Raw genomic sequence first — 21,570 nt, 5'->3', positions numbered from 1 at the left:
GTATCGCTACCCGTCAGTGGGCGTGTCGCTCGGCGAGGAATTCATGGGTCGCCTTGATCTGCGGGTAGGACTTCGGTGCGACCGGCGCCACAGCGGCACGGAAAGCCTGTGCGCCGTTCGGGCCCACCGAGGGCTTGCCCTTGGTGTACAGCCACGTCTGGAACAGGTCGTACAGCGGCTTGCCCGAGATCTTCTCCGCGAGCGCGATGAACTCCGGGATCACGGCGGACTTGGCCTTCTTCACCTGCTGCCAGGTCTGCAGGATCCGGAAGAACGTGTCGTCACCCACAGCCTTGCGCAGCGCGTGCACCGCGAGCGCGCCGCGGTCGTAGACGGCCGCGTCGAACTGGTTGTCCGCACCCGGGTCGGCGGGCAGGACCTGCCAGAACGGGTCCTCGGCGGGCACCGAGTCGTAGATGTACTGGGCGAGTTCGTCGGCCGTGCCTTCGCCGGTCTCCTCCGACCACAGGAACTCGCCGTAGGACGCGAAGCCCTCGTTCAGCCAGATCTCGCTCCACTTGCCGAGCGTGACGCTGTCGCCGAACCACTGGTGCGCCTGCTCGTGCGCGACGATCGAGGTGTTGGAGCCGCTCCGGAAGGCCCTGGCGCCGTACACCGGCCGCGTCTGGTTCTCCAGCGCGAAGGTGATGCCGGTGGTGACGACGCCGCCCTGTGCCTCGAACGGGTAAGGCCCGAACTTCGAGGCGAGGAATTCGGTGATCTCCGGCGTCCGCTCGATGCTGGCCTTGGCCGCGCCGAGCGATTCGCCGAGGTCGGCGCCGTAGGCGGTGATGAACGGCTGACCGTCCGGCGTGGTCTGCTGGTTCACCTCGAACTTGCCGACCTCCAGCGACGTGAGGTACGTCGCCTGCGGTTTGGTGCTGCGCCAGTTCCAGCGCGTCCAGCCAGGCCGCTGCACCGTCTTGCGCACGAGCGTGCCGTTCGACAGCGCGGCGACGTCGTTCGGGACCTCCACCGAGACGTCGTAGGTGGCCAGGTCGGTCGGGTGGTCGTTGGACGGGAACCACCAGGCCGCGCTCTGCGGCTCGTCGACGGCCAGCGCGCCGTCCGGGGTCTTCTTCCAGGCGGTGAAGCCGTCGATCTTCACCTTCGACGGCGTGTCCGCGTAGGCGACGACGACGGTCGCCGTCTGGCCCTTCTTCAGCGGCGAGGCGGGCGTGACGGTCAGCTCACCGGTGCCGTCGGTCGACGTCGCGAACTTCGCGGGCCGGTTGTTGACCCGGACGCTCGACACCTTCAGGCCGAAGTCGAGGTTGAACGCCGAGAGGTCCTGCGTCGCGGTGAGCAGGATCGTCGTGGCACCGGAAAGCAGGTCGGTCGCGGGCTGGTAGGTCAGCCGGAGGTCGTAGTGACCGACGTCGTAGCCGCCGTTGCCGGCGTGCGGGTAGTACGGGTCGCCGATGCCGATCGAGCCGGGTGCGGGGGCGGCCGCCGCGGAGCCGGCGAGCAGCACCGAGACGACACCCGCGGTCAATCCGGCGAAGCCGGCGCGAGTCTTCAAGCGCATTGCGAATCCTCCCAGGATTTGTCAGCGCGCTCGAACGTAGCCAGACGATCAACGCGGAGACACGTCCGAAGGAGGGGTTCCTAACCTCTGGACTGAGATCAAAATCGGCTAGACAGCGCGTACGGCCGACGAAACCGCCGTACGGAGGCGCGCGTGGAGCTCACGGTGACGCGTTCGGTCCACGCGGACCTCCACCACCCGCAGCCCCGGCGCGGGTTCGAGCGCCGCGCGGAACTCGGTGAGCGTCTCGGCCACGACGTGCGGCACGCGGTAACCGGCGCACAGGGCACCGAGGTCGGCGCCGTGCGGCGTGCCGAAGACGCGCTCGAAGCTGGCGTTGTGCTCGGGCGCCCCCTGCTCCAGCAGGGAGAAGATGCCACCGCCGTCGTCGTTGAGCACCACGATCGTCAGGTCGGGGCGCTGTTCGGCGGGCCCGGTCAGCAGGCCGCTCGCGTCGTGCAGGAACGTCAGATCGCCGAGCAGGGCGTACGAGTGTCCCCTGTGGACGGTCGCGGCGCCGATCGCGGTCGACACCATGCCGTCGATCCCGGCGACGCCGCGGTTGCGGTGCACGAGGACGTCGGGCCGCAGCCGTCCGGCGAGGGCGACGTCACGGGTCGGGTTGGACGAGCCGACGACCAGCAGCGACCCCTCCGGGACCGCGTCGACCAGCTCGGTCGCCAGGCGCAGCCCGCTCGGCCACGGCTCGTCGGCCAGCGCTTCGGTGACCGCCCCCGCCGCCGCCTTGTCCGCGCGCTGCCAGCTCGCGAGCCACTCCGGATCGGCCGGTTTGGTCGGCTCGTCGAACCACTGGCCGACCTGGCGGACGTTGTGCGCGGGCGCGGGCCAGTCCGAATCGGGCCGGACCAGCAGCACCTCGACGTCGGGATCGGACAGCACCCGCTGGACCTGCCGGAACACCGTCGGGCGCCCGATGCACAGGACCTGTTCGGGTTTGTGCCGCGAGATGAACTCCTCGACGCCGAGCAGCCACGCGCCGGACGAGATCGCGGTCGCGCCCGCCATCCCGATGCCGCCGGTCTCGGAGACGACCGGCCAGCCGTGCAGCTCGGCCCATTCGCTGGCCGCCTGCACGCCGGTGTCGCACGCGATGACCAGACCGTGGCGGGCCGAGGGCACCACGAAAGAGGGAAGCGCGCCGAAGTCCGGGAGCTCCGTCCAGCGAGCGCCGTCGGGACGCCCTTCGAGTGACTCGTACCACTCGCCGTCATCATCGACATCGGGTACGAGCGGCTCGCGGAACGGGATGTTCAGGTGCACCGGCCCGCAGCGCCACTCGCCGTACGCGGCGTTCCAAGCGCGGCAGATCTGCCCGCGCCAGTACGAGTTCTGCCCGGCGCGGCGTTCGGCGACGGCGAGCTCGTCGAAGTAGCGGATGGCGTTGCCGTAGAGCTGGTGCTGGTCGATGACCTGGCTCGCGCCGGCGGCCCGCATCTCGGGCGGCCGGTCGGCGGTCAGCACGATCAGCGGGACCCCCGCGCGGTCGGCCTCCAGCACGGCGGGATGGAAGTTCGCGGCCGCGGTGCCCGAGGTGCACAGCACCGCCACGGGGCGGCCGGTGCGCGCCGCGATGCCGAGGGCGAGGAAACCGGCGCCGCGTTCGTCGATGCGGACGTGCAACTGGAGGCGCCCGGCGGCGGCCGCGTCGTACAGCGCGATCGACAGCGGGGCGTTGCGTGAGCCCGGGCAGAGGACGACGTGCGAGACGGTGTTGCGGACGAGTTCGTCGACGATGACCCTGGCCTGCGCGGTGGAAGGATTCACCGGCAGACCTCGGGTTTCACACTACGACTCACGGCCACACGTCCTATTCTCCCAAACGTGGATGACGCCCAGGTTTCCGAGCTGTTCGACCCCGCCTTGTGGACCGAGGTCGACGGTTTCGACTTCACCGACATCACCTATCACCGCTCCTCTGAGAGCCGCTCAGGCAAACGTGTCGTACGTGTCGCGTTCGACCGTCCCGAGGTCCGCAACGCCTTCCGCCCGCACACCGTCGACGAGCTGTACCGCGCGCTCGACCACGCGCGGATGAGCTCGGACGTCGGCTGCGTCCTGCTCACCGGCAACGGCCCGTCGCCGAAGGACGGCGGCTGGGCGTTCTGCTCCGGTGGTGACCAGCGTATTCGCGGACGCTCCGGGTATCAGTACGCGGACGGGGAGACCTCCGACACGATCGATCCCGCCAGGGCCGGACGGCTGCACATTCTCGAGGTCCAGCGGCTGATCAGGTTCATGCCGAAGGTGGTCATCGCGGTCGTCCCCGGCTGGGCGGCGGGCGGCGGGCACTCGCTGCACGTGGTGTGCGACCTCACGCTCGCCTCGGCCGAGCACGCGCGGTTCAAACAGACCGACGCCGACGTCGGCTCGTTCGACGGCGGCTACGGCTCGGCGTACCTGGCCAAGCAGGTCGGGCAGAAGTTCGCGCGGGAGATCTTCTTCCTCGGCCGGGAGTACACCGCCGAGCAGATGCAGGCGATGGGCGCGGTCAACTCCGCCGTCCCGCACGCGCAGCTCGAGGCCGAGGCGCTGGACTGGGCGTGGGCGATCAACGGCAAGTCGCCGACGGCGCAGCGGATGCTGAAGTACGCGTTCAACCTCACCGACGACGGGCTGGTCGGCCAGCAGCTCTTCGCCGGCGAAACCACCCGGCTGGCGTACATGCAGGACGAGGCCGTCGAAGGCCGCGACTCGTTCCTGGAGAAGCGCTCCCCTGACTGGTCGGCCTTCCCGTACTACTACTGACCTCAGGCGCGTTTCGTCCTCTAGTTGCGGTAGTTGCGTGCGCAACTACCGCAACTAGAGGACGAAACGCGGACGTAGGGTGGCGGGATGCGTGCGGTAGGGGTGGACGGGAGTCCGGAGTCGGTCGCCGAGCTGACCGCGGCACTGGCCGGGGCGCTCGACGGCGGACCGGCCGTCCTTCCCTACTCGTCGGAGTCTCTGCGGGACGCGATGGAGCCGACGCGGCCGGCCGAGCCCGGGACGGCGGTGATCATCGCCACCTCCGGGTCCACCGGCGAACCGAAGGGCGTGCTGCTGTCGGCGTCGGCGCTCGCCGCGTCGGCCAACGCCACCCACGCGCGGCTCGGTGCGCCCGGCCGTTGGCTGCTCGCGACCCCGGCGCACTACATCGGCGGGCTCCAGGTGCTGGTGCGCTCGCTGCTGGCCGGGACGACGCCGTCCGTGCTGCCCGCGTCCGGTTTCCGGCCGGACGACTTCGCCGAAGCCGCCGCGCCGCTGCTGTCCCTGGACGGCCCGCGCTACACCGCGCTCGTGCCGACCCAGCTCGGGCGGCTGCTCGACGCGGGCGGCCCCGGCCTGGCGGCGGCGCGCGCGTTCGACGCGATCATCGTCGGCGCCGCGGCGACCACCGCCGAACTCCGCGAGCGCGCGGCCGAAGCGGGCGTGAAGATCGTGCCCGCGTACGGCATGAGCGAGACCGCGAGCGGCTGCGTCTACGACGGCGTACCGCTGGACGGAGTACACGTCGAACTCGAGGACGAGCGGGTCTGTATCACGGGTGACGTCCTCGCGCACGGCTACCGGCTGCGACCCGACCTGACCGCGGAGGCCTTCGAGGACGGCCGGTTCCGCACTTCCGACCGCGGCCGGTGGTCGGCCGACGGGCGGCTGGAGATCCTCGGGCGGATCGACGACATGATCAACACCGGTGGGGTGAAGGTGGCCGCCGCGGCCGTCGAGCGGATCTTGACCGCACAGCCCGGAATCCGGGACGCGTGCGTGGTCGGAGTACCTGACCCCGAGTGGGGTGAAGCCGTCGTCGCGCTCGTCGTCGGCACTGGTCGCGACGTCGAATCGCTGCGTGCCGCGTGCCGTGAAGAAGCCGGCGCGGCCGCCGCTCCGAAGCGGGTCGAGTTCGCCGAAGAACTCCCGCTGCGGGGCCCGGGGAAGGTCGACAGGACGGCCGTCAGGAATCTCCTACGAAGGTCGTGAATTCCCCACCGATTACCGGGACGTTGTTGACACGATCATTACCCGCGGGTTTACGTCTACCTATGACGCGCTGGACACGCACCGTATTGGCCTGCACCGCCGTCACGATGGGACTGGTCGCTTTGGCCGGGCCCGCGCTGGCGGACGAACCGGAGACCGCCGTTCCGAACAGCGGCACGCTCACCTGGACCCTGGAAGACGCGATCGACGACCTCAAGTAGCGCGGCCCGTCACCTGCTCGAGAGGGCTCGAGCAGGTGACGAGCCCCGCATACCGGCCGGTAGTGGTCAGGGCCAGAATGGCGGCATGGCGACTGCTGGTGAATGGATCGAAGGGGCGCGCCCGCGGACGCTGCCCAACGCGGTGGCGCCGGTGGTCGCCGGAGTCGGTGCGGCGGTCGCGCTCGACGGTTTCTCCTTGACCCGCTCGCTTCTCGCGCTGCTCGTCTCGCTGGCGCTGATCGTCGGCGTCAACTACGCCAACGACTACTCCGACGGCATCCGCGGCACCGACGAGAACCGCGTCGGCCCGCTGCGGCTGGTCGGCTCCGGAGTCGCGAAGCCGAAGGCCGTCCTGGCGGCCGCTCTCGTCGCACTCGGGCTCGCCGGAGCCCTCGGGCTCGTGCTCGTCGCGATCAGCGGGCTGTGGTGGCTGCTGGCGATGGGCGCGGTCTGCATCCTCGGCGCCTGGTTCTACACCGGCGGCAAAAAGCCTTACGGCTACTACGGTTTCGGCGAGATCGCGGTCTTCGTCTTCTTCGGGCTGGCCGGCGTGCTCGGCACCGTGTACGTCCAAGCGGGACAGCTCAGCTGGACCGCGCTCGGCTGCGCGGTCGCCGTCGGCTCGTTCTCGACCGGCGTGCTGACCGCCAACAACCTCCGCGACATCCCGACCGACATCGAGTCCGGCAAGCGCACGCTCGCGACCCGGCTCGGTGATGGCGGCACCCGCCGGCTTTACCTGGTGCTGGTCGCGGTGCCGTACGTCGTGAGCGTGCTGCTCGCCTTCGTGACGCCGTGGGCGCTGCTGGGCCTGCTGACCGCGCCGTTGCTGCTGAAATCGGTCAAGGCCGTCGGCGGCGGCGCGCAGGGGCGGGCGCTGATCCCGGCGCTGCGGGACACCGGGTTCGCGATGCTGGGCTGGGCGGTGCTGACCGCGGTGGCGCTGGCGCTGTGAGCTCTTTGATGCGGGGTTGTGTGGATTTCGGTCTTCGGTCCTGAAGGCATCACCGGACCTTTGATGCGGGACTGTGTGGATTTCGGGGCGTTGGATGACCCGAAATCCACACAGCGCGGCGTGAACGGACCTGTGACCACCGGACGGTGCGCATCGGTCCCGGAGTCGATGAACGGTCCGTTCATCCCTTGAGTTTTCCGGTTTGCGCCACCATATGTAGCGATCCAGGGTGGGCGCGGTCGCTACATGCGGCCCAGGCGGTAGCAAAGGTCCCTTGCTCTTTTGGTGATCCGGCGATTCTGAGGTAGGCCGCCCAGCCGATGTTGCGAAAGCCACAGTGATGATGATGTGTGTGGATGGAGACCGCGGAGGGTTTGACCCGGAAAGCCACTGACGCCCTGGTTGGGGTTGTCTTGCGAAAGATCTGTGGGCTCTTTGTGGGCTCTGTTCATGCACGTGACCAGGCCGGGGGATGTGACTTGATAGGAGCCTGTGCCACCAGGACACCCATCACTGTGTTGTCCATCCCCGCCGGCCCGGTACGTGCCATCCGTCGACCGATCGAGACACGGAATGGCAGAGACCAGGATGACCGATCAGCAGCATGCCGTCGACCTGACCCGGGTGACCGGTGGGGTCGATACCCATAAAGACACTCACACCGCGGCCGCGGTCGACGGGCTCGGCCGGGTGCTGGACACGCGTGCGTTTCCCGCTACCACCGCCGGCTACACCGCGCTGCTGGCCTGGCTGAGGGACTTCGGCGTGGTGACCGCGGTGGGGGTTGAGGGCACAGGCTCCTACGGCGCCGGGCTGGCCCGCCACCTGGCCGCCGAGGGTGTCCGGGTGGTGGAGGTCAACCAGCCGGACCGGCATACCCGCCGCCGCAAAGGAAAGACCGACACCCAGGACGCGATCAACGCCGCCCACGCCGTGGTGTCAGGCCGCGCCGACGCGACCCCCAAGGCCGGGACCGGGCCCGCCGCGGCGATCACCGCCCTGCGCGCGGTGCTCAACAGTGCGGTCAAGTCCCGCACCGCGGCCCTCAACCAGCTCGACGCCCTGATCGTCACCGCCCCTGCCGCGCTGCGCGAATCTTTGACCCGGTTCACCGGAAAGGCCCTGATCACCGCCTGCGCCCGGCTACGGCCTTGCTCCGACCTCACCAGCCCCGCCACCGGCACCAAGACCGCGCTGCGCCGTCTCGCACGCCGCATCCAGCACCTCACCACCGAGATCACCGACGCCAAAGCAGACCTGAAAACACTGACCCAGCAAGTCCTGCCCGCCACCACCACCCTGTTCGGCGTCGGCCCCGGCACCTCCTCCCAACTCCTGGCCACCGCCGGGGACAACCCCGACCGGATCGACACCGAAGCCCGGTTCGCGCACCTCTGCGGCACCGCCCCCATCAACGCCAGCAGCGGCCGCACCGACCGCCACCGTCTCAACCGCGGCGGCGACCGCCACGCCAACGCCGCCCTCTACCGCATCGTCATCGTCCGCCTACGCCACTGCCCCCGCACCCGCGCCTACCTCGAACGCCGCACCGCCGAAGGCATTCCCAAACGCCACATCATCCGCTGCCTCAAACGCTACGTCGCCCGCGAAATCCACAAAGCCCTCACCACAGACCTAGCAAACCTCGCCACCCCTTGACATCTATAGGAGCATCTTTCGCAACCTTGAACGTTGCGAAAGTGGCTTTCGCAACGTCCGGCGAAGCCGGGTCCCCTCAGGCCTCCGGGGCGAGCTTCCCGCTCACCAGGAACTCCCGGTACTTCTCCAGGTAAGGCGCGATGTCGATGTTCTTCTGCGCCAGCCAAGCGTCGTCGTAGTACGTGTTGGCGTACCGCTCCCCGCCGTCGCACAGCAGCGTGACGACACTGCCCGCCTGGCCTTCCGAGACCATCCGCGAGATCAGCGTGAAAGCGCCGAAGAGGTTCGTCCCGGTCGAGCCGCCGGCCCAGTGCCCGGTCCGCTCGCGCAGCACGCGGATGGCCGCCAGCGAAGCGGCGTCCGGCACCTGGAACATCTCGTCGATCACGCCGGGCACGAACGACGGCTCGACACGCGGCCGCCCGATTCCCTCGATCCGCGAAGGCATGCCGGTGCTGTAGTCGAGCGCCCCGGTCTGCCACGCGCCGTAGAACGAAGAGTTCTCCGGGTCGACGACGGCGATCTTCGTGGTGTGCCGCTTGTAGCGCACGTAGCGGCCGAAGGTGGCGCTCGTGCCGCCGGTCCCGGCGCCGACGACGATCCACGTCGGCACGGGGTGCCGTTCGGACTGCATCTGCGCGTACACCGATTCGGCGATGTTGTTGTTCCCGCGCCAGTCCGTCGCGCGCTCCGCGTAGGTGAACTGGTCGAGGTAGTGCCCGTTGCACTCCGAAGCGAGCCGCTCGGCCTCCGGGTACATGTCCGGCGCGCGGTCGACGTAGTGACATTCGCCGCCGTAGAACTCGATGAGCGCGATCTTCTCCGGCGAGGTGCTGCGCGGCACCACGGTGATGAACCGCAGCCCCAGCATCCGCGCGAAGTACGCCTCCGAAACCGCCGTCGAGCCGCTGGATGCCTCGACGAGCACGGTGTCCGGCCCGATCTGGCCGTTCACCAGGCCGTACAGGAACAGCGAACGCGCGAGCCGGTGTTTGAGCGAGCCGGTCGGGTGGACGGACTCGTCCTTCAGGTAAAGGTCCACACCCCATTCCGGGGGCAGCGGGAAGACGTGGAGATGGGTGTCGGCGCTGCGGTTCGCGTCGGCCTCGATGATGCGGACGGCTTCGCGGACCCAGCTGCGGCTCTGCAGGAGGCTCACGCCGCGCCGTCCACCCGGTCGCCGCGCAGCTGCGAGCGCAGTTCGGCACGGGCGCGAGCGCGCTTTTCGTTGCGGCGGGCGAGCCCGGCGGTCACGCGCGCGTTCAGCGGGCGGAACAGCAGCAGGCCCAGCGGCAGCCCCACGACCAGGCCGATCAGCAACGCGACCAGCAGCGGGACGTTGGCCAGCAGCAACGCGCCTGCGATGACCCCGACCAGGACGAACCTGGCCAGCACGTACAGCGTCAGGTCACGGGGCAGGTGATTATCGCTCACATCAACGCAGGCTACGCGTTGCCGTTGCGGCCGTCGTCCAGGCCCGCGTTGTTGGGCCGTCCTTCGAAGCGGGTGGAGAGCACGACGGTGGTGTTCGTCCGGCCGACCCCGGGGATCCGCCGCAGCCTGCCGAGCGTCTTCTCCAGATCGTCGACGGTCGCCACGCGCACCTTGACGACGAAGGCCTCGTCGCCCGCGACGGCGTAGCAGCTTTCGACCTCGTCCAGCGCCCCGAGCGCCTCCGCGACGTCGTCCTCGGTGGCGGTGTCGGTGGGGTGGATGCCGACCAGCGCCGTCACGCCGAGCCCGACCGTGTTCGGGTCGACCATCGCGTGGTAGCCGGTGATCACGCCGGCGGCCTCGAGTTTGCCGACCCGTTCGTGCACTGACGAAGCCGAGAGCCCGACAGACCGGCCGAGGTCGGCGTAGGTAGCCCGCCCGTTCTCCCGTAATGCCGCGATGATCTTCCGATCCACCTGGTCCACCGCTACACCTTAGGTGCCACGGCCCGATTCGCGTGATCAGGGCGCGTTTTCATACATCCGTGACAAGACCGCGGAGCCGGGACACGCATGTCGTGGTTGTCGGTTTTGACCTTTAAGGGCTCTTTACCTATGGACAACCGTTCGAGTACCTGACGGGTGAGATGCAACGATTGCCCCGTTGGCTACCCCGGCACGACGGGCATCGGGCCCGCCCTCCGGTTTAGCACCGAAACCGTGAAGGAGGCGGAAAATGACCGCGACCATGGGCGGCAGGTTGCTCACCCCCGGCGAAGTGGCGGCTCTGTTCCGGGTCGACCCCAAGACCGTGACCCGCTGGGCGACCGCGGGCCGGATCGGCTCGATCCGCACTCCCGGCGGGCACCGCCGGTTCCGCGAGGCCGAGGTGAACGAACTCCTCGCCGAGCTCACCACCGACGCCAGCGAGCCCGCCCGCAAGGTCTGAGCAGGCATTTCCCCTGAAAAGGACTCCAGTGACGAAGGGCTCGTAATCGCCCTTCGTCACATTGGGGTATCCATGAGTCCCCCCGCGCGCGGCAAAGAGGCTAGCCTCGTGGGACTGAGGAACGTCCTCCACGCGGAAGGGACCGAGCATGATCTATCTGCTCGCGGCCATCGGAGCGCTCACCGTCGCCGTGGTGTTGTGGCGCGCGTTCGGGATCGAGCGTGTCGGGGTGTCCTCGCCGCGACCGACTCTGGCCCCGGACGACGACCCCGACTTCTTGCGCAAGCTCGGTGAGCAGCAGCGCAAAGGTAAAGACGAGGACAAAGAGTAGGACTAGGGCTGGATCGGCTGGTACTGCTGGCCGCCGAAGCCGTCCGCGACGGTGGCCGCCAGCTCCAGCAACGCCAGCCGCGTGTCCTCGCCGAGCCGGTCCAGCTCGATCTCCGCGCCCTCTTCCAGGTGCGGGTCGAACGGGATCCGGCACACCGAGCGGACACGCGCGCCGAAGTGCGCGGACAGCTTGTCGAGATCGACCGAGCCGCCCTTCGGTCGCACCGAGTTGATCACCGCGACGGACCGTTTGACCAGGTCGCCGTAGCCGTGCGCCTCCAGCCAGTCGAGGGTGGCCGAAGCACTGCGCGCCCCGTCGACGGAACCTGACGAGACCACCACCAGCGCGTCCGCGACGTCCAGGACGCCCTTCATCGCCGAGTGCATCAAACCGGTCCCGCAGTCGGTGAGCACGATGTTGTAGAAGTGCTCCAGCAGGTTGACCGTGCGCCGGTAGTCGTCCTCGGAGAACGCTTCCGAAACCGCCGGGTCCTGCTCGCTGGCGAGGATCTCCAGCCGGCTCCCGCCCTGCGAGGTGTACGAACGGACGTCGCTGTACCTGGTGATCTTGTCCGCGTCCCGCAGCAGGTGCCGGACGGTCGCGGTGGTCTCGATCGGGATCTTCTGCGACAGCGTCCCACGGTCCGGGTTCGCGTCGACGGCGACGACCCGGTCGCCGCGCAGCGACGCGAACGTCGAGCCCAGCGTGGTCGTCGTGGTGGTCTTGCCGACGCCGCCCTTGAGGCTCAGCATCGCGATCTTGTAGCACCCGCGCAGCGGCTGGTTGATCTGCGCGATCAGTTCGCGTTTGCGCGTGTCCTTGGGGCTCTCACCCGGGTTGACCAGCTTGCCGGTGCCCACGTACAGGGCCTTGCGCCAGCCCGACTGCGGCTTGCGCTTCTGCGGCTTCACCAGGCTCGCGGTGGCGAGCTCGTCCGGGAGCGCGTGCCTGCCCTGCGGCTGAGGCAGCCCCGGAACCGCCTGCTGCGGCTGCGCGTACTGCTGCTGAGGCGGGTACTGGGCGGCCTGCTGCGGCGCCTGCTGAGGGTGCAACGGGGGCAGGTTCTGGTCGTAGGGCTGCTGGTACTGCCCCTGCGACGGCTGCGGCAGCGGCTGCTGCTGGGGAGCGGACTGCTGCGGGTACTGGGCCTGCTGCGGCGGATACTGCGGCTGCACGACCTGGGTGGGCTCGGCCTCGAAACCGCTCGCGGGCGGATGCGGCGCCGAATCCGTCCGGTCCTCGGAGAACAACTCCGAGGGCTGGACGCTTTCGGTCGGTTCGGGGTGGCCAGGAGCCGATTCTTCGCTGGGTCCGGTCACCGCTGAATTCCTCCTCCGCGCACGTCTACCCCCATACCTCAGTATTGACGGTAGTCGTCGCGCGCGCAGAGGCGGCGGTCAGCCCCCGGCGTAGGAGTGCAGGCCCGAGGTCACCAGGTTCACGAAGAACATGTTGAAGATCGTCGCGGAGAACCCGACGATGTTGATGATCGCGGCCCGCTTCCCGCGCCAGCCCGCGGTGGCGCGGGAGTGCAGGTACGCCGCGTAGACGACCCACGCCACGAAGGCGACGGTCTCCTTGGGGTCCCAGCCCCAGAAGCGGCCCCAGGCCGCCTCGGCCCACACCGCGCCGCAGAGCACGCCGAAGGTGAAGATCGGGAAGGCGAAGATGGTGGTGCGGTAGGCGATGCGGTCGAGCACGTCCGCCGAGGGGAGCTTCGGGGCGAACTTGGCGAACTTCGCCGGGTTGTCGTCGTGCGCGGCGCGGAAAAGGTAAAGGACGCTCGCGACACCCGGCACCAGGAAGACACCGGAGCCGATGATCGCCGCGGAGACGTGGATGATCAGCCAGTACGACTGGAGCGCGGGCTGCACCGGCGCGGCCGTCGTGTACAGCATGGTGCCGTTGACGAACATCAGGATCACGACCGGCAGCAGCAGGAAGCCGGTGAGGTGGCGCACCGGGAACTTCCGCATGATGACGATCCAGGTCACCACCGCGATGAAGGTCGTGGCCATGCCGTATTCGTAGAGGTTGCCCCACGGCGCGCGGTGCACGGCGAGCCCGCGCAGCACGATCGCGGCCAGGTGCAGCAGCGCGGCCAGCACCAGCAGCGCGGCGCCCATGCGGCCGATGCGCTCGGGACGGCCGACCTCGCGCGAGGGCTCGACGGGCGTCCCGTACGCCGGCGGTCCGCCCGCGCCGACCAGCTCGCGGGCCTTCTGCCTGCTGCGTTCCGCCGCCAGACGGCCCTTCGCGCCGAAGCCCTGCTCGATGAGGGCGAACATCAGCGCGAGGACGTAGATCGCCGCCGCGGTGGTGTAGGAGTAGTCGCTGTACTGGGACAGCGTCTCGTTGATCGGCATGACCTCTAGTTGCCTCTCTGCCCCTGGACCAGCTTGCCGCTGATCCGCTGGAACTCTTCGCCGTAGCCCGCCTGATCGGTGCGCGCCAGCCCGGCGACCTCGATCACGGTACCCGTCTCACCTTCGCGCGCCGGGGTCACCCGCACCCACACCCGGCGCCGTTTGACCAGCAACGATCCCGCCAGCCCGATCAGCATCGCGACCGCGCAGACCAGCACCCAGCCCTGCACGGGGTCGTGCGAAACCTGGATGGCGACCCATTCCTGGACGCCGTCGAAGCGGACCTTCGTGCCGTCGTCCAGCACGGTCTCCTGACCCTGGTCCAGGTTCTGCCGGGTGAGCTTCTTGAGCCTGCCGTCCGCGACGAGCGACTGGTCGATCTGGAAGATCGACTGCCCGCGGCCGGCGTCGAGGCCGAGGTCGCCGCGGTAGATGTCGACGGCCACGGCGGGCTTGTTCGCCTCGGGCCGCGACGACGTGAGCACGTTGCCGTGCAGGAACGCGGTCGGCGCGAGGAGGCCGGTGATCGCGAGCTGACGGGTGCGGCGTTCGATCGGGTCGGCGATACCCGGCTGGTCGATCTTCGTCGCGCCTTCGGAGAGCTTCGTCGGCTCGTCGGCGGGACGCCACGGCGTGATGTTGGTGCGCACGGTGCCGTCGGGGAAGGTCACCGTGAACTTCGGGGAGTAGCCGAAGTTCAGCAGGTAGACGCGGTCGCCCGCGGTGCGCAGCGGCGAGTTGACCTCGAGCCCGTACGGCTTCCACGCGCCTGTCTTCAGATCCTCGCCGGACTGGTACTCCATGTTGGAGTGGTAGTAGTTCGCCTGCCCGTTCTCGGTGTAGCGCGCCTCGAAGTCCTTCAGGCGGATGCAGAACGCGTTGAGGTCGGTGCCGTCGACGCGCAGCCCGGCGTTGAAGGTGTCGTAGCCGAGAATGCCCGAGTTGCACCACGGGCTGCCGTCGGCCTGGACGATGACCTGGCCTTCGTAGCCGAACATCTTGCCCAGCGCGAAGAAGATGATCAGGCCGAGCATGCCGAAGTGGAAGACGAGGTTGCCGGTCTCGCGGAGGTACCCGCGTTCGGCGGAGATGCTTCGGCTTCCGTCGGCCTCTTCGCGCTCGACGCGGCGCCAGCCTTTGAGCAGCGTGTGCGTGTCCGTCATGACCGTCTCGGGGGTCCGGTCGGTCGTGCTGGACACGTGATGCGGCATCCGCGAGAGCTTGCGCGGCGTGAGCACCGGCTTCGCGCGCATCGCCTTCGCGTACTCGAAGCTGCGCGGCGCGAGACAGCCGATCAGCGAGACCATCAGCAGGAGGTAGATCGCCGAGAACCAGACGCTGCCGTAGACCTCGAAGAACTGCAGGCGGTCGAGCAGCTCACCCCACCAGCCGTGCGCGGCGATGTACTCGTCGGTCTTGGCGACGTTGAGGTTCCGCTGCGGCAGCAGGGCCCCGGGCATCGCGGCGAGCGCCAGCAGGAACAGCAGCACCAGCGCGGTGCGCATCGACGTCAGTCCGCGCCAGGTGTTGCGCAGGAAGGCGAAGACGCGCTTGAGCGGCGTCGTGCGGTATTGGGTGGTCACAAGGGCAACCTGATGTCGTTCACGAGGGTGTTCCGAATCCAGCCGGTCATGTCGCCCCACAACCCGGTCACCAGCAGGACGCCGACGATCAGCAGCAAGACGCCGCCGAAGACCTGCACCTGACGGCCGTGGCGGCGCAGCCAATCGGTGGCGCGGACGGCCCAGCGGGCACCGAACGCGATGAGCAGGAACGGCAGGCCGAGACCGAGGCAGTAGATCAGGATCAGCACGTAGCCGCGCGCGGCCGCGCCGCCGGTGGCGCTGGCCATGGACATGACCGCGGACAGCGTCGGTCCGATGCACGGCGTCCAGCCGAGCCCGAAGACCGCGCCGAGCACGGGCGCGCCCCAGAGTCCGCCGCGCGGCACGTGGTGCGACCGGAATTCGCGCTGCAGGCCGGGGATCCAGCCGAGGAAGACCAGCGCCATCGCGATGGTCAGCACGCCGCCGAGGCGCTGGAGGAGGTCCATGTTGAGCTGGACGACGTCGGCGATCCACACCAGCGTCCCCAGCGTCACCACGAAGACGACGGTGAACCCGAGCACGAACAAGGCCGCCGCGCCGACGACCGCGTAGCGGCCCTTCTTGCGCTCCTCGTCGGGGCGGACCGCGGGGGCGTCCGCGCCGACCAGCGCCGCCAGGTAGGCGAGGTACCCGGGCACCAGCGGCACGACGCACGGCGACGCGAAGGAGATCGTCCCGGCCAGCAGCGCTACGCCCGCTGCGAGCAGCAGCGGCCCTGAGAGCGCCAGCTCGGTAACACCGTTCACGCAAAGGAGCGTAGGCAGTGTGGTCGGAGTGAAAGCGCCGGGGCTGGCCGAACGGGACCTACGTCGCACCCGGTCAGGACCTTGGTCCCGGTGGGCTGAAAGCGTCCTTCACCGCATTTGACGCGACAAAGGGGGCCTTCACCGCGTCAGATGTGGGGAAAGTCCCCTTCAGCGCCCGGATCGCGTTTAGCGGGCTGAACGCGATCCGGGAGGGGTCAGGCGGGTTCGGCGGCCAGGCGTTCCACGACGGGCTGCAGGTCCGACGCCAGCAGCTCCCGCAGGAACACCGCGGCGACGCGGTGCTGTTTGTCCAGCACGATCGTCGACGGGATGATGTTGCGCGGATAGCCCGAGAGCTGCAGCAGCGTCCGCCCCGACGGGTCGTAGATCGACGGGTACGTCAGCTTCCGGTCCCGCATGAAATCCTGCGGCGCCGACCGGTCGTTGTCCCGCAGGTCGATCCCGATCACCTGGACGCCGGACGCCTTGGTCTGGTCGTAGACCTTCTGCATCTCCGGCGCCTCGACGCGGCACGGCCCGCACCACTGGCCCCACAGGTTCAGCACGATGACCTTGCCGGGGAAGTCCGCGATCGAGAGCTGCTTGCCCTCGTTCATCAGGTCGTCGCCGGACAGCGTCGGCGACGGCTGGCGCTCCGCGACGTCGTAGGTGATGTCGACCTTCCCGCCCGGCGAAACGAAGTTGAACGAGCCGCCGGTGACGACGGCGTCCTTGCCGGTGGTGCAGCCGGTGACGACGAGCGCCAGCCCGACGACGGCCGCCGCGAGTCGCTTCATGCGCCGGTCACCTTCGGGTCGGTCGTGCCCGCGGGCTCGCTGTAGACGATCCGCACGAGTTCCTCGCCTTCGAAGACCAGGCTGGTCAGCGACGCGAGCGAGCACTGCCGGTTGCGCGGGTCGTGCCAGAGCCGCTTCGCCTCCAGGAAGCGCCGCACGGTCCAGATCGGCAGCTGGTGCGAGACGCACAGCGCCTCGTGGCCCTCGGCCGCCCGCCGCGCGCGGTGAATCGCGCCGAGCATGCGGTGCGCGATCTCGACGTACGGCTCGCCCCACGACGGCCGGAACGGGTTGACCAGCTTCGGCCAGTGCTTCGGCTGACGAAGGGCGCCATCGCCGACGGCGACCCGCTCCCCCTCGAACTGGTTGTCCGCCTCGATGAGCCGGTCGTCGGTGTCGACGTCGAGGCGGTGCGCGGCGGCGATCGGCGCGGCGGTCTCCTGCGCGCGCTGAAGCGGCGAAGCGACCACGTGGGTGATGTCGTGCTTCGCGACGGCCTCGGCGACCGTCAGCGCCTGACGCTGTCCGCGGTCGGAGAGCTTGAAGCCGGGCAGACGGCCGTACAGGATCTTGTCCGGGTTGTGCACCTCACCGTGGCGAAGCAGGTGCACGATCGTCGTCGCGCTCACGCCTGGACCGCCTCGGCGGCGGCGCGGGCGGCCACGCGCAGTGCGGACTCGATGATCTCGAACTCGGCGTCGCCCATGGCCGCGTTGACGAACCACGCCTCGTACGCGCTCGGCGGCGCGTACACGCCGTTGTCCAGCAACGCGTGGAAGAACGCCGGGAACCGCCAGGTCTCCGAGGCCTGCGCGCCCGGGTAGTTCGTCACCGGGTTCTCGCTGAAGAACACGCTGACGAGGTTGCCCGCGTACTGCACGGTGTGCGTGACGCCCGCCTCGGTCAGCGATCGGTCGAACAGGTCGCCGAGCCGCTTCGCGTTGGCGTCGAGGGCCGCGTACACGGCGTCGTCGGCCGCGCGCAGCGTCGCGAGCCCGGCGGCGACGGCGACGGGGTTCCCCGACAGCGTCCCCGCCTGGTAGACCGGCCCGCCAGGAGCGAGCTTCGCCATCACGTCGGCGCGGCCGCCGAAGGCCGCCGCGGGCAGCCCACCCGACATCACCTTGCCGAAGGTGTACAGGTCGCCGGCGACACCTTCGAGGCCGAACCAGCCCGCCTTCGAGACGCGGAACCCGGTCATCACCTCGTCCATGATCAGCAGCGCGCCGTGCTCGCGCGCGATCTCCTTGAGCCCGGCGTTGAACCCGTCGGCCGGGGCGACGGCGCCCATGTTGCCGGCCGCGGCTTCGGTGATGATCGCGGCGATCGCTTCCGGGTTGTCCACAAAGGACTTACGGACCGCGTCGAGGTCGTTGTAGGGCAAGACGATCGTGTCGGCCGCCTGCGCGCCGGTGACCCCGGGCGACGTCGGGAGGCCGAGGGTCGCGACGCCGGAGCCCGCTTCGGCGAGCAACGCGTCGACGTGGCCGTGGTAGCAGCCCGCGAACTTGATGATCTTCGCCCGGCCGGTGAACCCCCTGGCCAGCCGGATCGCGCTCATCGTCGCCTCGGTGCCGGAGTTGACCAGGCGCACCTGCTCCACCGGCTCGACGCGGCCGATGATCTCCTCGGCGAGCTCGACCTCACCGCGCGTCGGGGTGCCGAACGACAGGCCGTCGACAGCGGCTTCGCGGGCGGCGGAGACGACGTCCGGATGCGCGTGCCCGAGGATCATCGGGCCCCACGAGGAGACCAGATCGACGTAGCGGTTGCCGTCGGCGTCCCAGAGGTACGGACCCTCACCGCGCACCATGAACCGCGGGGTTCCGCCGACGGAGTTGAAGGCCCGCACCGGGGAGTTCACCCCGCCCGGGACCACGGCCTTCGCTCGTTCGAACCATGCCTTGGACTGATCGACTCCGGTAGTCACTTCCCCAGTCTCGCAAATCGCCGAGGACACCCGCCGCTAGGTCGTGTCTGTTCCGGGCACGGCGTGACCAGGCCCACTAGGGTGGGAGCACTCCCGTCGAAAACCTCGCGGAGGAATCCACGTGTCCACGGTGCCGTCTCCACCGACCCACCACCGTCGCCTGCGCTGGCAGGCCTTGGCCGGGTTCGTCGCCATGGCGGCGATCGTGGGGATCGTGGCCGGGCTGGCGGTCGCCACCCGCACCGAGACGCACAACGCGCTGGCCCGCCCCTCGTGGGCGCCGCCGGGCTGGCTCTACGGCCCGATGTGGTCGGTCCTGCTGCTCCTGGTCGCCTTCGCGGGCTGGTTCTACTGGCGCACGGACGGTGAAACGCGCGGCTTCGCCTTCTACGGTGTCTGCCTGCTGCTGACCCTGCTGTGGACGCCGCTGTTCTTCGCCGGCGGCGCGCACGTCCTCGCGCTGGCCGACGTCGTCGTCCTCGACTTCGTCGTGCCGATCACGATGGCGGAGTTCGGCCGCCGGTCGAAACTCGCGGCCTGGCTGCTCGTGCCGTATCTGCTGTGGCTGCTGTTCTCGACCGCGGTCAACGCCGCGGTCGTCTGGCTCAACTAGTCCTTGCGCTTGCGGCCCTTGGCCCGGACGGCGAGCAGGAACTGGCGGATCGCGTCCACCACCAGGATCGCGGCCAGCACGCCCAGCCCGATGGCTCCGGCGAGCGGTCCACCGAAGTAGCGCTGCGATTCGAGCGTCGTTTCGCCGTAGGTGATCACGACCGGGACGACACCGGCCTTCCAGCACGCGAAGGAAGCCCACACGGCGAGCGCGGCGAGGATCAGTTCGACCGCCCCCACCACGGCGCGCAGGGGTTTGTGCAGCCGGGCTTCGCGCCGGGACTCCTCCGGTGGCCACAGATCGGCGCCGGTCGGCTGGGGAAGGTCGATCACGGTGAGCAGTTTCTCATGACTCTGTGGTGCGGGCACGTACCAATTCCCCGAGAGCCGCGCGGAGTGCGTCCGGGTCCTTGGCCCAGGCGCGCACGAAAACGCCGTCTTCGAGTTTCAAGCCGACTTCGCCGAACTTCTTGGGGATCGTCCAGCCACCCCCGAGGACACGCGAGCCGACCGGAGCCTCGTCTTCGAGGACTTCGGCGATCCGGGCCGCCTCCAGCGTTTCCTTGCCCTGCCGGTAGCCCTCCGGTGTGACTTCGAGCGAGAGATACCGGCGGCGCGCGTACACCCAGGGCACGGTGATCGCCACCAGCCCCACCGCGACCAGGATCCAGGCGAGCCAGTGGACCGGGCCGCCCGTCGCCAGCTCCGCGAGCAGCCCGGCGAGCGCGAACAGCGGCGCCCACAGCAAAGCCGTCCAGCCGACGCCGGGTTCGTCGTAGCGGGTCGGCTCGGACGTCATGGCAGCGTGCGCCCGACCTTCGGGAAGTGGTCGGCGACGCTGGGCAGGTACATGAGCACCAGCGCGATCGCCACCAGCAACGTGGACACCAGCAGGAACACGTTGAGCGAACCGCGCAGGATCAGCAGCTCCACCAGGACCAGGAAGACCGCGCCCACGGTGAGGACCGTCCTGGCCGACCGCGTTCCCTCGCGGGCCTTGTACGCGAACAGGGCGAACAGGACCGCGAAGGTGAGCGCGCCGCCGAACAGCATCCACAGCAGGGTGTTCACGCCGGAAGCGACCTGCGCCGGATCGGCGGGCTGCCCGGGAACCGGGTTCTCCCTGATCTGCTTGAGGATCCCCTCGGTCAGCTCGTCCTTCAGCACCAGCAGGGCGATCTGCCCGGCCACCAGGACGACACCGGCGACGATCCACAGCCAGAACGAGATCGCGACCGGCTTCGGCACGGTGATCTTCGGCGGCTTCTGGCCCGGCAGGATCGGGTCCGGTGACATCCCCCGCTTGCGGCGCTCGTCGTCCGTTTCGTCGGCTCTGCTGTCGCTCACGCGAGGCAGCCTAGTCCAGCCAAGCTGCGGCTTCGGCGGCCCAGTACGTCAGGATCATGTCGGCGCCCGCGCGGCGGATCGAGGTCAGCACCTCGAGGATCGTGCGCTCGCGGTCGAGCCAGCCGTTCGCGGCGGCGGCCTCGACCATCGCGTACTCGCCCGAGATGTTGTAGGCCGCGACGGGAACCGGCGACGCCTCGGCGGCGGCCCTGATGACGTCCAGATAGGACAGCGCGGGCTTGACCATGACCATGTCGGCGCCCTCGGCGATGTCCAGCTCGATCTCGCGCAGCGCCTCACGTACGTTGCCCGGATCCTGCTGGTAGGTCTTCCGGTCGCCCTTCAGCTGCGAATCGACGGCCTCGCGGAAGGGACCGTAGAACGCGCTGGCGAACTTGGCCGAGTACGCGAGGATCCCGGCGTCGGTGTGCCCGGCGCGGTCCAGCGCACCGCGGATGACGCCGACCTGGCCGTCCATCATGCCGCTCGGGCCGAGCAGGTGCGCGCCCGCTTCCACCTGCGCCAGTGCCATTTCCGCGTACACGCGGAGGGTGGCGTCGTTGTCGACACCGCCGTCGGCGTCCAGGACGCCGCAGTGGCCGTGGTCGGTGAACTCGTCGAGACACGTGTCCGCCATCAGGACCGTCGCGTCGCCGAGCTCGGACCTCAGGTCGCGCAGGGCGACGTTGAGGATGCCGTCCGGGTCGATCGCGCCGGAGCCCTCGGCGTCCCGCGTCTTCGGGATGCCGAACAGCATCAGGCCGCCGACGCCGGCGTTGACCGCGTCGACGGCGGCTTTGCGCAGCGTGTCGCGGGTGTGCTGGACGACCCCGGGCATGCTGGAGATCGGGCGGGGCGTCTCGGCGCCCTCGGCCACGAACATCGGGAGGATCAGCTGACGTGGGCGCAGCGTCGTCTCACCGACCAGCCTGCGCATCGCCGGAGTGGTACGGAGCCTGCGGGGACGATGTTCGGGAAACACCCTCACGACGGTACTCCCGCCCGCTTGAGCGGCGGTGAACGGCCGAACCTTTCCTAAGGAACGGTAAAGAGTCACCTTTGTCCGATTCCCGCGTCCTGTGACGTGGGTTACCTTCCCCTTCATGTCGAG

At 69.3% G+C, this 21,570-nt stretch carries 24 protein-coding genes; 8 read left to right on the top strand and 16 right to left on the bottom strand.

The window, feature by feature from the left end:
* Window positions 1–13: 13 nt before the first annotated feature.
* Together ACOCEP_RS13790 and menD are read right to left on the bottom strand one after the other, a co-directional pair.
* Window positions 14–1,528 (bottom strand): M1 family metallopeptidase, encoded by a 1,515-nt coding sequence (locus tag ACOCEP_RS13790; RefSeq protein ID WP_482337594.1) that lies wholly within the window; start codon window positions 1,526–1,528, stop codon window positions 14–16.
* A gap of 108 nt (window positions 1,529–1,636) precedes the next feature.
* Window positions 1,637–3,313 (bottom strand): 2-succinyl-5-enolpyruvyl-6-hydroxy-3-cyclohexene-1-carboxylic-acid synthase, encoded by a 1,677-nt coding sequence (gene menD / locus ACOCEP_RS13785; RefSeq protein WP_482337593.1) that lies wholly within the window; start codon window positions 3,311–3,313, stop codon window positions 1,637–1,639.
* A gap of 57 nt (window positions 3,314–3,370) precedes the next feature.
* On the opposite strand from menD, the gene ACOCEP_RS13780 reads away from it, so the two are divergent.
* From ACOCEP_RS13780 to ACOCEP_RS13760, 5 genes are all read left to right on the top strand, one after another.
* On the top strand, window positions 3,371–4,294 hold the full coding sequence (locus tag ACOCEP_RS13780; protein WP_219146235.1) for a 1,4-dihydroxy-2-naphthoyl-CoA synthase: 924 nt from the start codon (window positions 3,371–3,373) through the stop codon (window positions 4,292–4,294).
* 87 nt (window positions 4,295–4,381) lie between these two features.
* Entirely contained in the window at window positions 4,382–5,506 is a 1,125-nt protein-coding gene (gene menE / locus ACOCEP_RS13775; RefSeq protein ID WP_482337592.1) for an o-succinylbenzoate--CoA ligase, read from the top strand.
* 62 nt (window positions 5,507–5,568) lie between these two features.
* Window positions 5,569–5,727, top strand: a complete 159-nt coding sequence (locus ACOCEP_RS13770) for a hypothetical protein (protein ID WP_167337758.1) — start codon at window positions 5,569–5,571, stop codon at window positions 5,725–5,727.
* An 85-nt stretch (window positions 5,728–5,812) separates the two neighbouring features.
* Window positions 5,813–6,682: a 1,4-dihydroxy-2-naphthoate polyprenyltransferase gene (locus ACOCEP_RS13765; protein WP_482337591.1), complete on the top strand. Its 870-nt coding sequence runs from the start codon at window positions 5,813–5,815 to the stop codon at window positions 6,680–6,682.
* 573 nt (window positions 6,683–7,255) lie between these two features.
* Complete coding sequence (locus ACOCEP_RS13760; protein WP_482333063.1) at window positions 7,256–8,341, top strand: IS110 family RNA-guided transposase; 1,086 nt, start codon at window positions 7,256–7,258, stop codon at window positions 8,339–8,341.
* A 76-nt stretch (window positions 8,342–8,417) separates the two neighbouring features.
* Here ACOCEP_RS13760 and cds1 read toward each other — a convergent pair whose 3' ends face one another.
* The 3 genes from cds1 to ACOCEP_RS13745 are packed head-to-tail and all read right to left on the bottom strand — an operon-like array spanning window position 8,418 to window position 10,260.
* A complete protein-coding gene (gene cds1, locus ACOCEP_RS13755) occupies window positions 8,418–9,500 on the bottom strand; it encodes an L-cysteine desulfhydrase Cds1 (protein ID WP_482337589.1) in 1,083 nt (360 codons plus the stop codon).
* Entirely contained in the window at window positions 9,497–9,775 is a 279-nt protein-coding gene (locus ACOCEP_RS13750; protein WP_482337588.1) for a DUF4229 domain-containing protein, read from the bottom strand. The genes cds1 and ACOCEP_RS13750 overlap by 4 nt, the downstream gene beginning before the upstream one ends.
* A gap of 11 nt (window positions 9,776–9,786) precedes the next feature.
* Entirely contained in the window at window positions 9,787–10,260 is a 474-nt protein-coding gene (locus ACOCEP_RS13745; protein WP_482337586.1) for an Lrp/AsnC family transcriptional regulator, read from the bottom strand.
* Window positions 10,261–10,510: 250 nt separating this feature from the next.
* Here ACOCEP_RS13745 and ACOCEP_RS13740 point away from each other — a divergent pair, with 250 nt between their 5' ends.
* Window positions 10,511–10,723, top strand: coding sequence for a BldC family transcriptional regulator (locus ACOCEP_RS13740; protein WP_005151795.1), 213 nt, complete (start codon window positions 10,511–10,513; stop codon window positions 10,721–10,723).
* 148 nt (window positions 10,724–10,871) lie between these two features.
* Entirely contained in the window at window positions 10,872–11,054 is a 183-nt protein-coding gene (locus ACOCEP_RS13735) for a hypothetical protein (protein WP_482337585.1), read from the top strand.
* Between the two features lie 2 nt (window positions 11,055–11,056).
* On the opposite strand, the gene ACOCEP_RS13730 is transcribed toward ACOCEP_RS13735, so the two are convergent.
* The 7 genes from ACOCEP_RS13730 to hemL all read right to left on the bottom strand — a co-directional run bounded on the left by ACOCEP_RS13730 (window position 11,057) and on the right by hemL (window position 18,500).
* Entirely contained in the window at window positions 11,057–12,373 is a 1,317-nt protein-coding gene (locus tag ACOCEP_RS13730) for a MinD/ParA family ATP-binding protein (RefSeq protein WP_482337584.1), read from the bottom strand.
* A gap of 78 nt (window positions 12,374–12,451) precedes the next feature.
* Window positions 12,452–13,420: a c-type cytochrome biogenesis protein CcsB gene (ccsB, locus tag ACOCEP_RS13725; protein WP_482337582.1), complete on the bottom strand. Its 969-nt coding sequence runs from the start codon at window positions 13,418–13,420 to the stop codon at window positions 12,452–12,454.
* A gap of 5 nt (window positions 13,421–13,425) precedes the next feature.
* Window positions 13,426–14,925 (bottom strand): cytochrome c biogenesis protein ResB, encoded by a 1,500-nt coding sequence (gene resB, locus ACOCEP_RS13720; protein ID WP_482339709.1) that lies wholly within the window; start codon window positions 14,923–14,925, stop codon window positions 13,426–13,428.
* A gap of 74 nt (window positions 14,926–14,999) precedes the next feature.
* Window positions 15,000–15,773 (bottom strand): cytochrome c biogenesis CcdA family protein, encoded by a 774-nt coding sequence (locus ACOCEP_RS13715; protein WP_482337581.1) that lies wholly within the window; start codon window positions 15,771–15,773, stop codon window positions 15,000–15,002.
* 215 nt (window positions 15,774–15,988) lie between these two features.
* Window positions 15,989–16,570: a TlpA family protein disulfide reductase gene (locus ACOCEP_RS13710; RefSeq protein WP_482337579.1), complete on the bottom strand. Its 582-nt coding sequence runs from the start codon at window positions 16,568–16,570 to the stop codon at window positions 15,989–15,991.
* On the bottom strand, window positions 16,567–17,199 hold the full coding sequence (locus tag ACOCEP_RS13705) for a histidine phosphatase family protein (protein WP_482337578.1): 633 nt from the start codon (window positions 17,197–17,199) through the stop codon (window positions 16,567–16,569). The genes ACOCEP_RS13710 and ACOCEP_RS13705 overlap by 4 nt, the downstream gene beginning before the upstream one ends.
* The gene (gene hemL / locus ACOCEP_RS13700; RefSeq protein WP_482337577.1) at window positions 17,196–18,500 is read right to left on the bottom strand and encodes a glutamate-1-semialdehyde 2,1-aminomutase; all 1,305 of its coding nucleotides are present in this window, start codon (window positions 18,498–18,500) and stop codon (window positions 17,196–17,198) included. Before hemL ends, ACOCEP_RS13705 begins: the two co-directional genes overlap by 4 nt.
* A gap of 121 nt (window positions 18,501–18,621) precedes the next feature.
* On the opposite strand from hemL, the gene ACOCEP_RS13695 reads away from it, so the two are divergent.
* Window positions 18,622–19,113, top strand: a complete 492-nt coding sequence (locus tag ACOCEP_RS13695) for a TspO/MBR family protein (protein WP_482337575.1) — start codon at window positions 18,622–18,624, stop codon at window positions 19,111–19,113.
* Here the strand turns inward: ACOCEP_RS13695 and ACOCEP_RS13690 are convergent.
* Genes ACOCEP_RS13690 through hemB form a run of 4 tightly spaced genes read right to left on the bottom strand, consistent with a single transcriptional unit; the run spans window position 19,110 to window position 21,441 of the window.
* Complete coding sequence (locus ACOCEP_RS13690) at window positions 19,110–19,481, bottom strand: hypothetical protein (protein ID WP_482337574.1); 372 nt, start codon at window positions 19,479–19,481, stop codon at window positions 19,110–19,112. The genes ACOCEP_RS13695 and ACOCEP_RS13690 overlap by 4 nt on opposite strands.
* On the bottom strand, window positions 19,459–19,911 hold the full coding sequence (locus tag ACOCEP_RS13685) for a hypothetical protein (protein WP_482337573.1): 453 nt from the start codon (window positions 19,909–19,911) through the stop codon (window positions 19,459–19,461). The genes ACOCEP_RS13690 and ACOCEP_RS13685 overlap by 23 nt, the downstream gene beginning before the upstream one ends.
* Window positions 19,908–20,459, bottom strand: coding sequence for a hypothetical protein (locus ACOCEP_RS13680; RefSeq protein ID WP_482337572.1), 552 nt, complete (start codon window positions 20,457–20,459; stop codon window positions 19,908–19,910). Before ACOCEP_RS13680 ends, ACOCEP_RS13685 begins: the two co-directional genes overlap by 4 nt.
* 10 nt (window positions 20,460–20,469) lie before the next feature.
* Complete coding sequence (gene hemB / locus ACOCEP_RS13675; RefSeq protein ID WP_482337571.1) at window positions 20,470–21,441, bottom strand: porphobilinogen synthase; 972 nt, start codon at window positions 21,439–21,441, stop codon at window positions 20,470–20,472.
* Between the last annotated feature and the right edge of the window lie 129 nt (window positions 21,442–21,570).

This window comes from Amycolatopsis sp. CA-211722 (assembly GCF_056828465.1).
The sequence above is the reverse complement of the archived record's forward strand: the minus strand, read 5'-3'. Positions and strand labels throughout refer to the sequence as shown.

Coding starts and splice junctions, on each gene's coding strand:
- ACOCEP_RS13790 (WP_482337594.1), bottom strand. CDS start 1,528: ATGCGCTTGAAGACTCGCGCCGGCTTCGCCGGATTGACCGCGGGTGTC.
- ACOCEP_RS13770 (WP_167337758.1), top strand. CDS start 5,569: ATGACGCGCTGGACACGCACCGTATTGGCCTGCACCGCCGTCACGATG.
- ACOCEP_RS13765 (WP_482337591.1), top strand. CDS start 5,813: ATGGCGACTGCTGGTGAATGGATCGAAGGGGCGCGCCCGCGGACGCTG.
- ACOCEP_RS13710 (WP_482337579.1), bottom strand. CDS start 16,570: ATGAAGCGACTCGCGGCGGCCGTCGTCGGGCTGGCGCTCGTCGTCACC.
- ACOCEP_RS13735 (WP_482337585.1), top strand. CDS start 10,872: ATGATCTATCTGCTCGCGGCCATCGGAGCGCTCACCGTCGCCGTGGTG.
- ACOCEP_RS13740 (WP_005151795.1), top strand. CDS start 10,511: ATGACCGCGACCATGGGCGGCAGGTTGCTCACCCCCGGCGAAGTGGCG.
- ACOCEP_RS13760 (WP_482333063.1), top strand. CDS start 7,256: ATGGCAGAGACCAGGATGACCGATCAGCAGCATGCCGTCGACCTGACC.
- resB (WP_482339709.1), bottom strand. CDS start 14,925: ATGCGCACCGCGCTGGTGCTGCTGTTCCTGCTGGCGCTCGCCGCGATG.
- ccsB (WP_482337582.1), bottom strand. CDS start 13,420: ATGCCGATCAACGAGACGCTGTCCCAGTACAGCGACTACTCCTACACC.
- menE (WP_482337592.1), top strand. CDS start 4,382: ATGCGTGCGGTAGGGGTGGACGGGAGTCCGGAGTCGGTCGCCGAGCTG.
- ACOCEP_RS13685 (WP_482337573.1), bottom strand. CDS start 19,911: ATGACGTCCGAGCCGACCCGCTACGACGAACCCGGCGTCGGCTGGACG.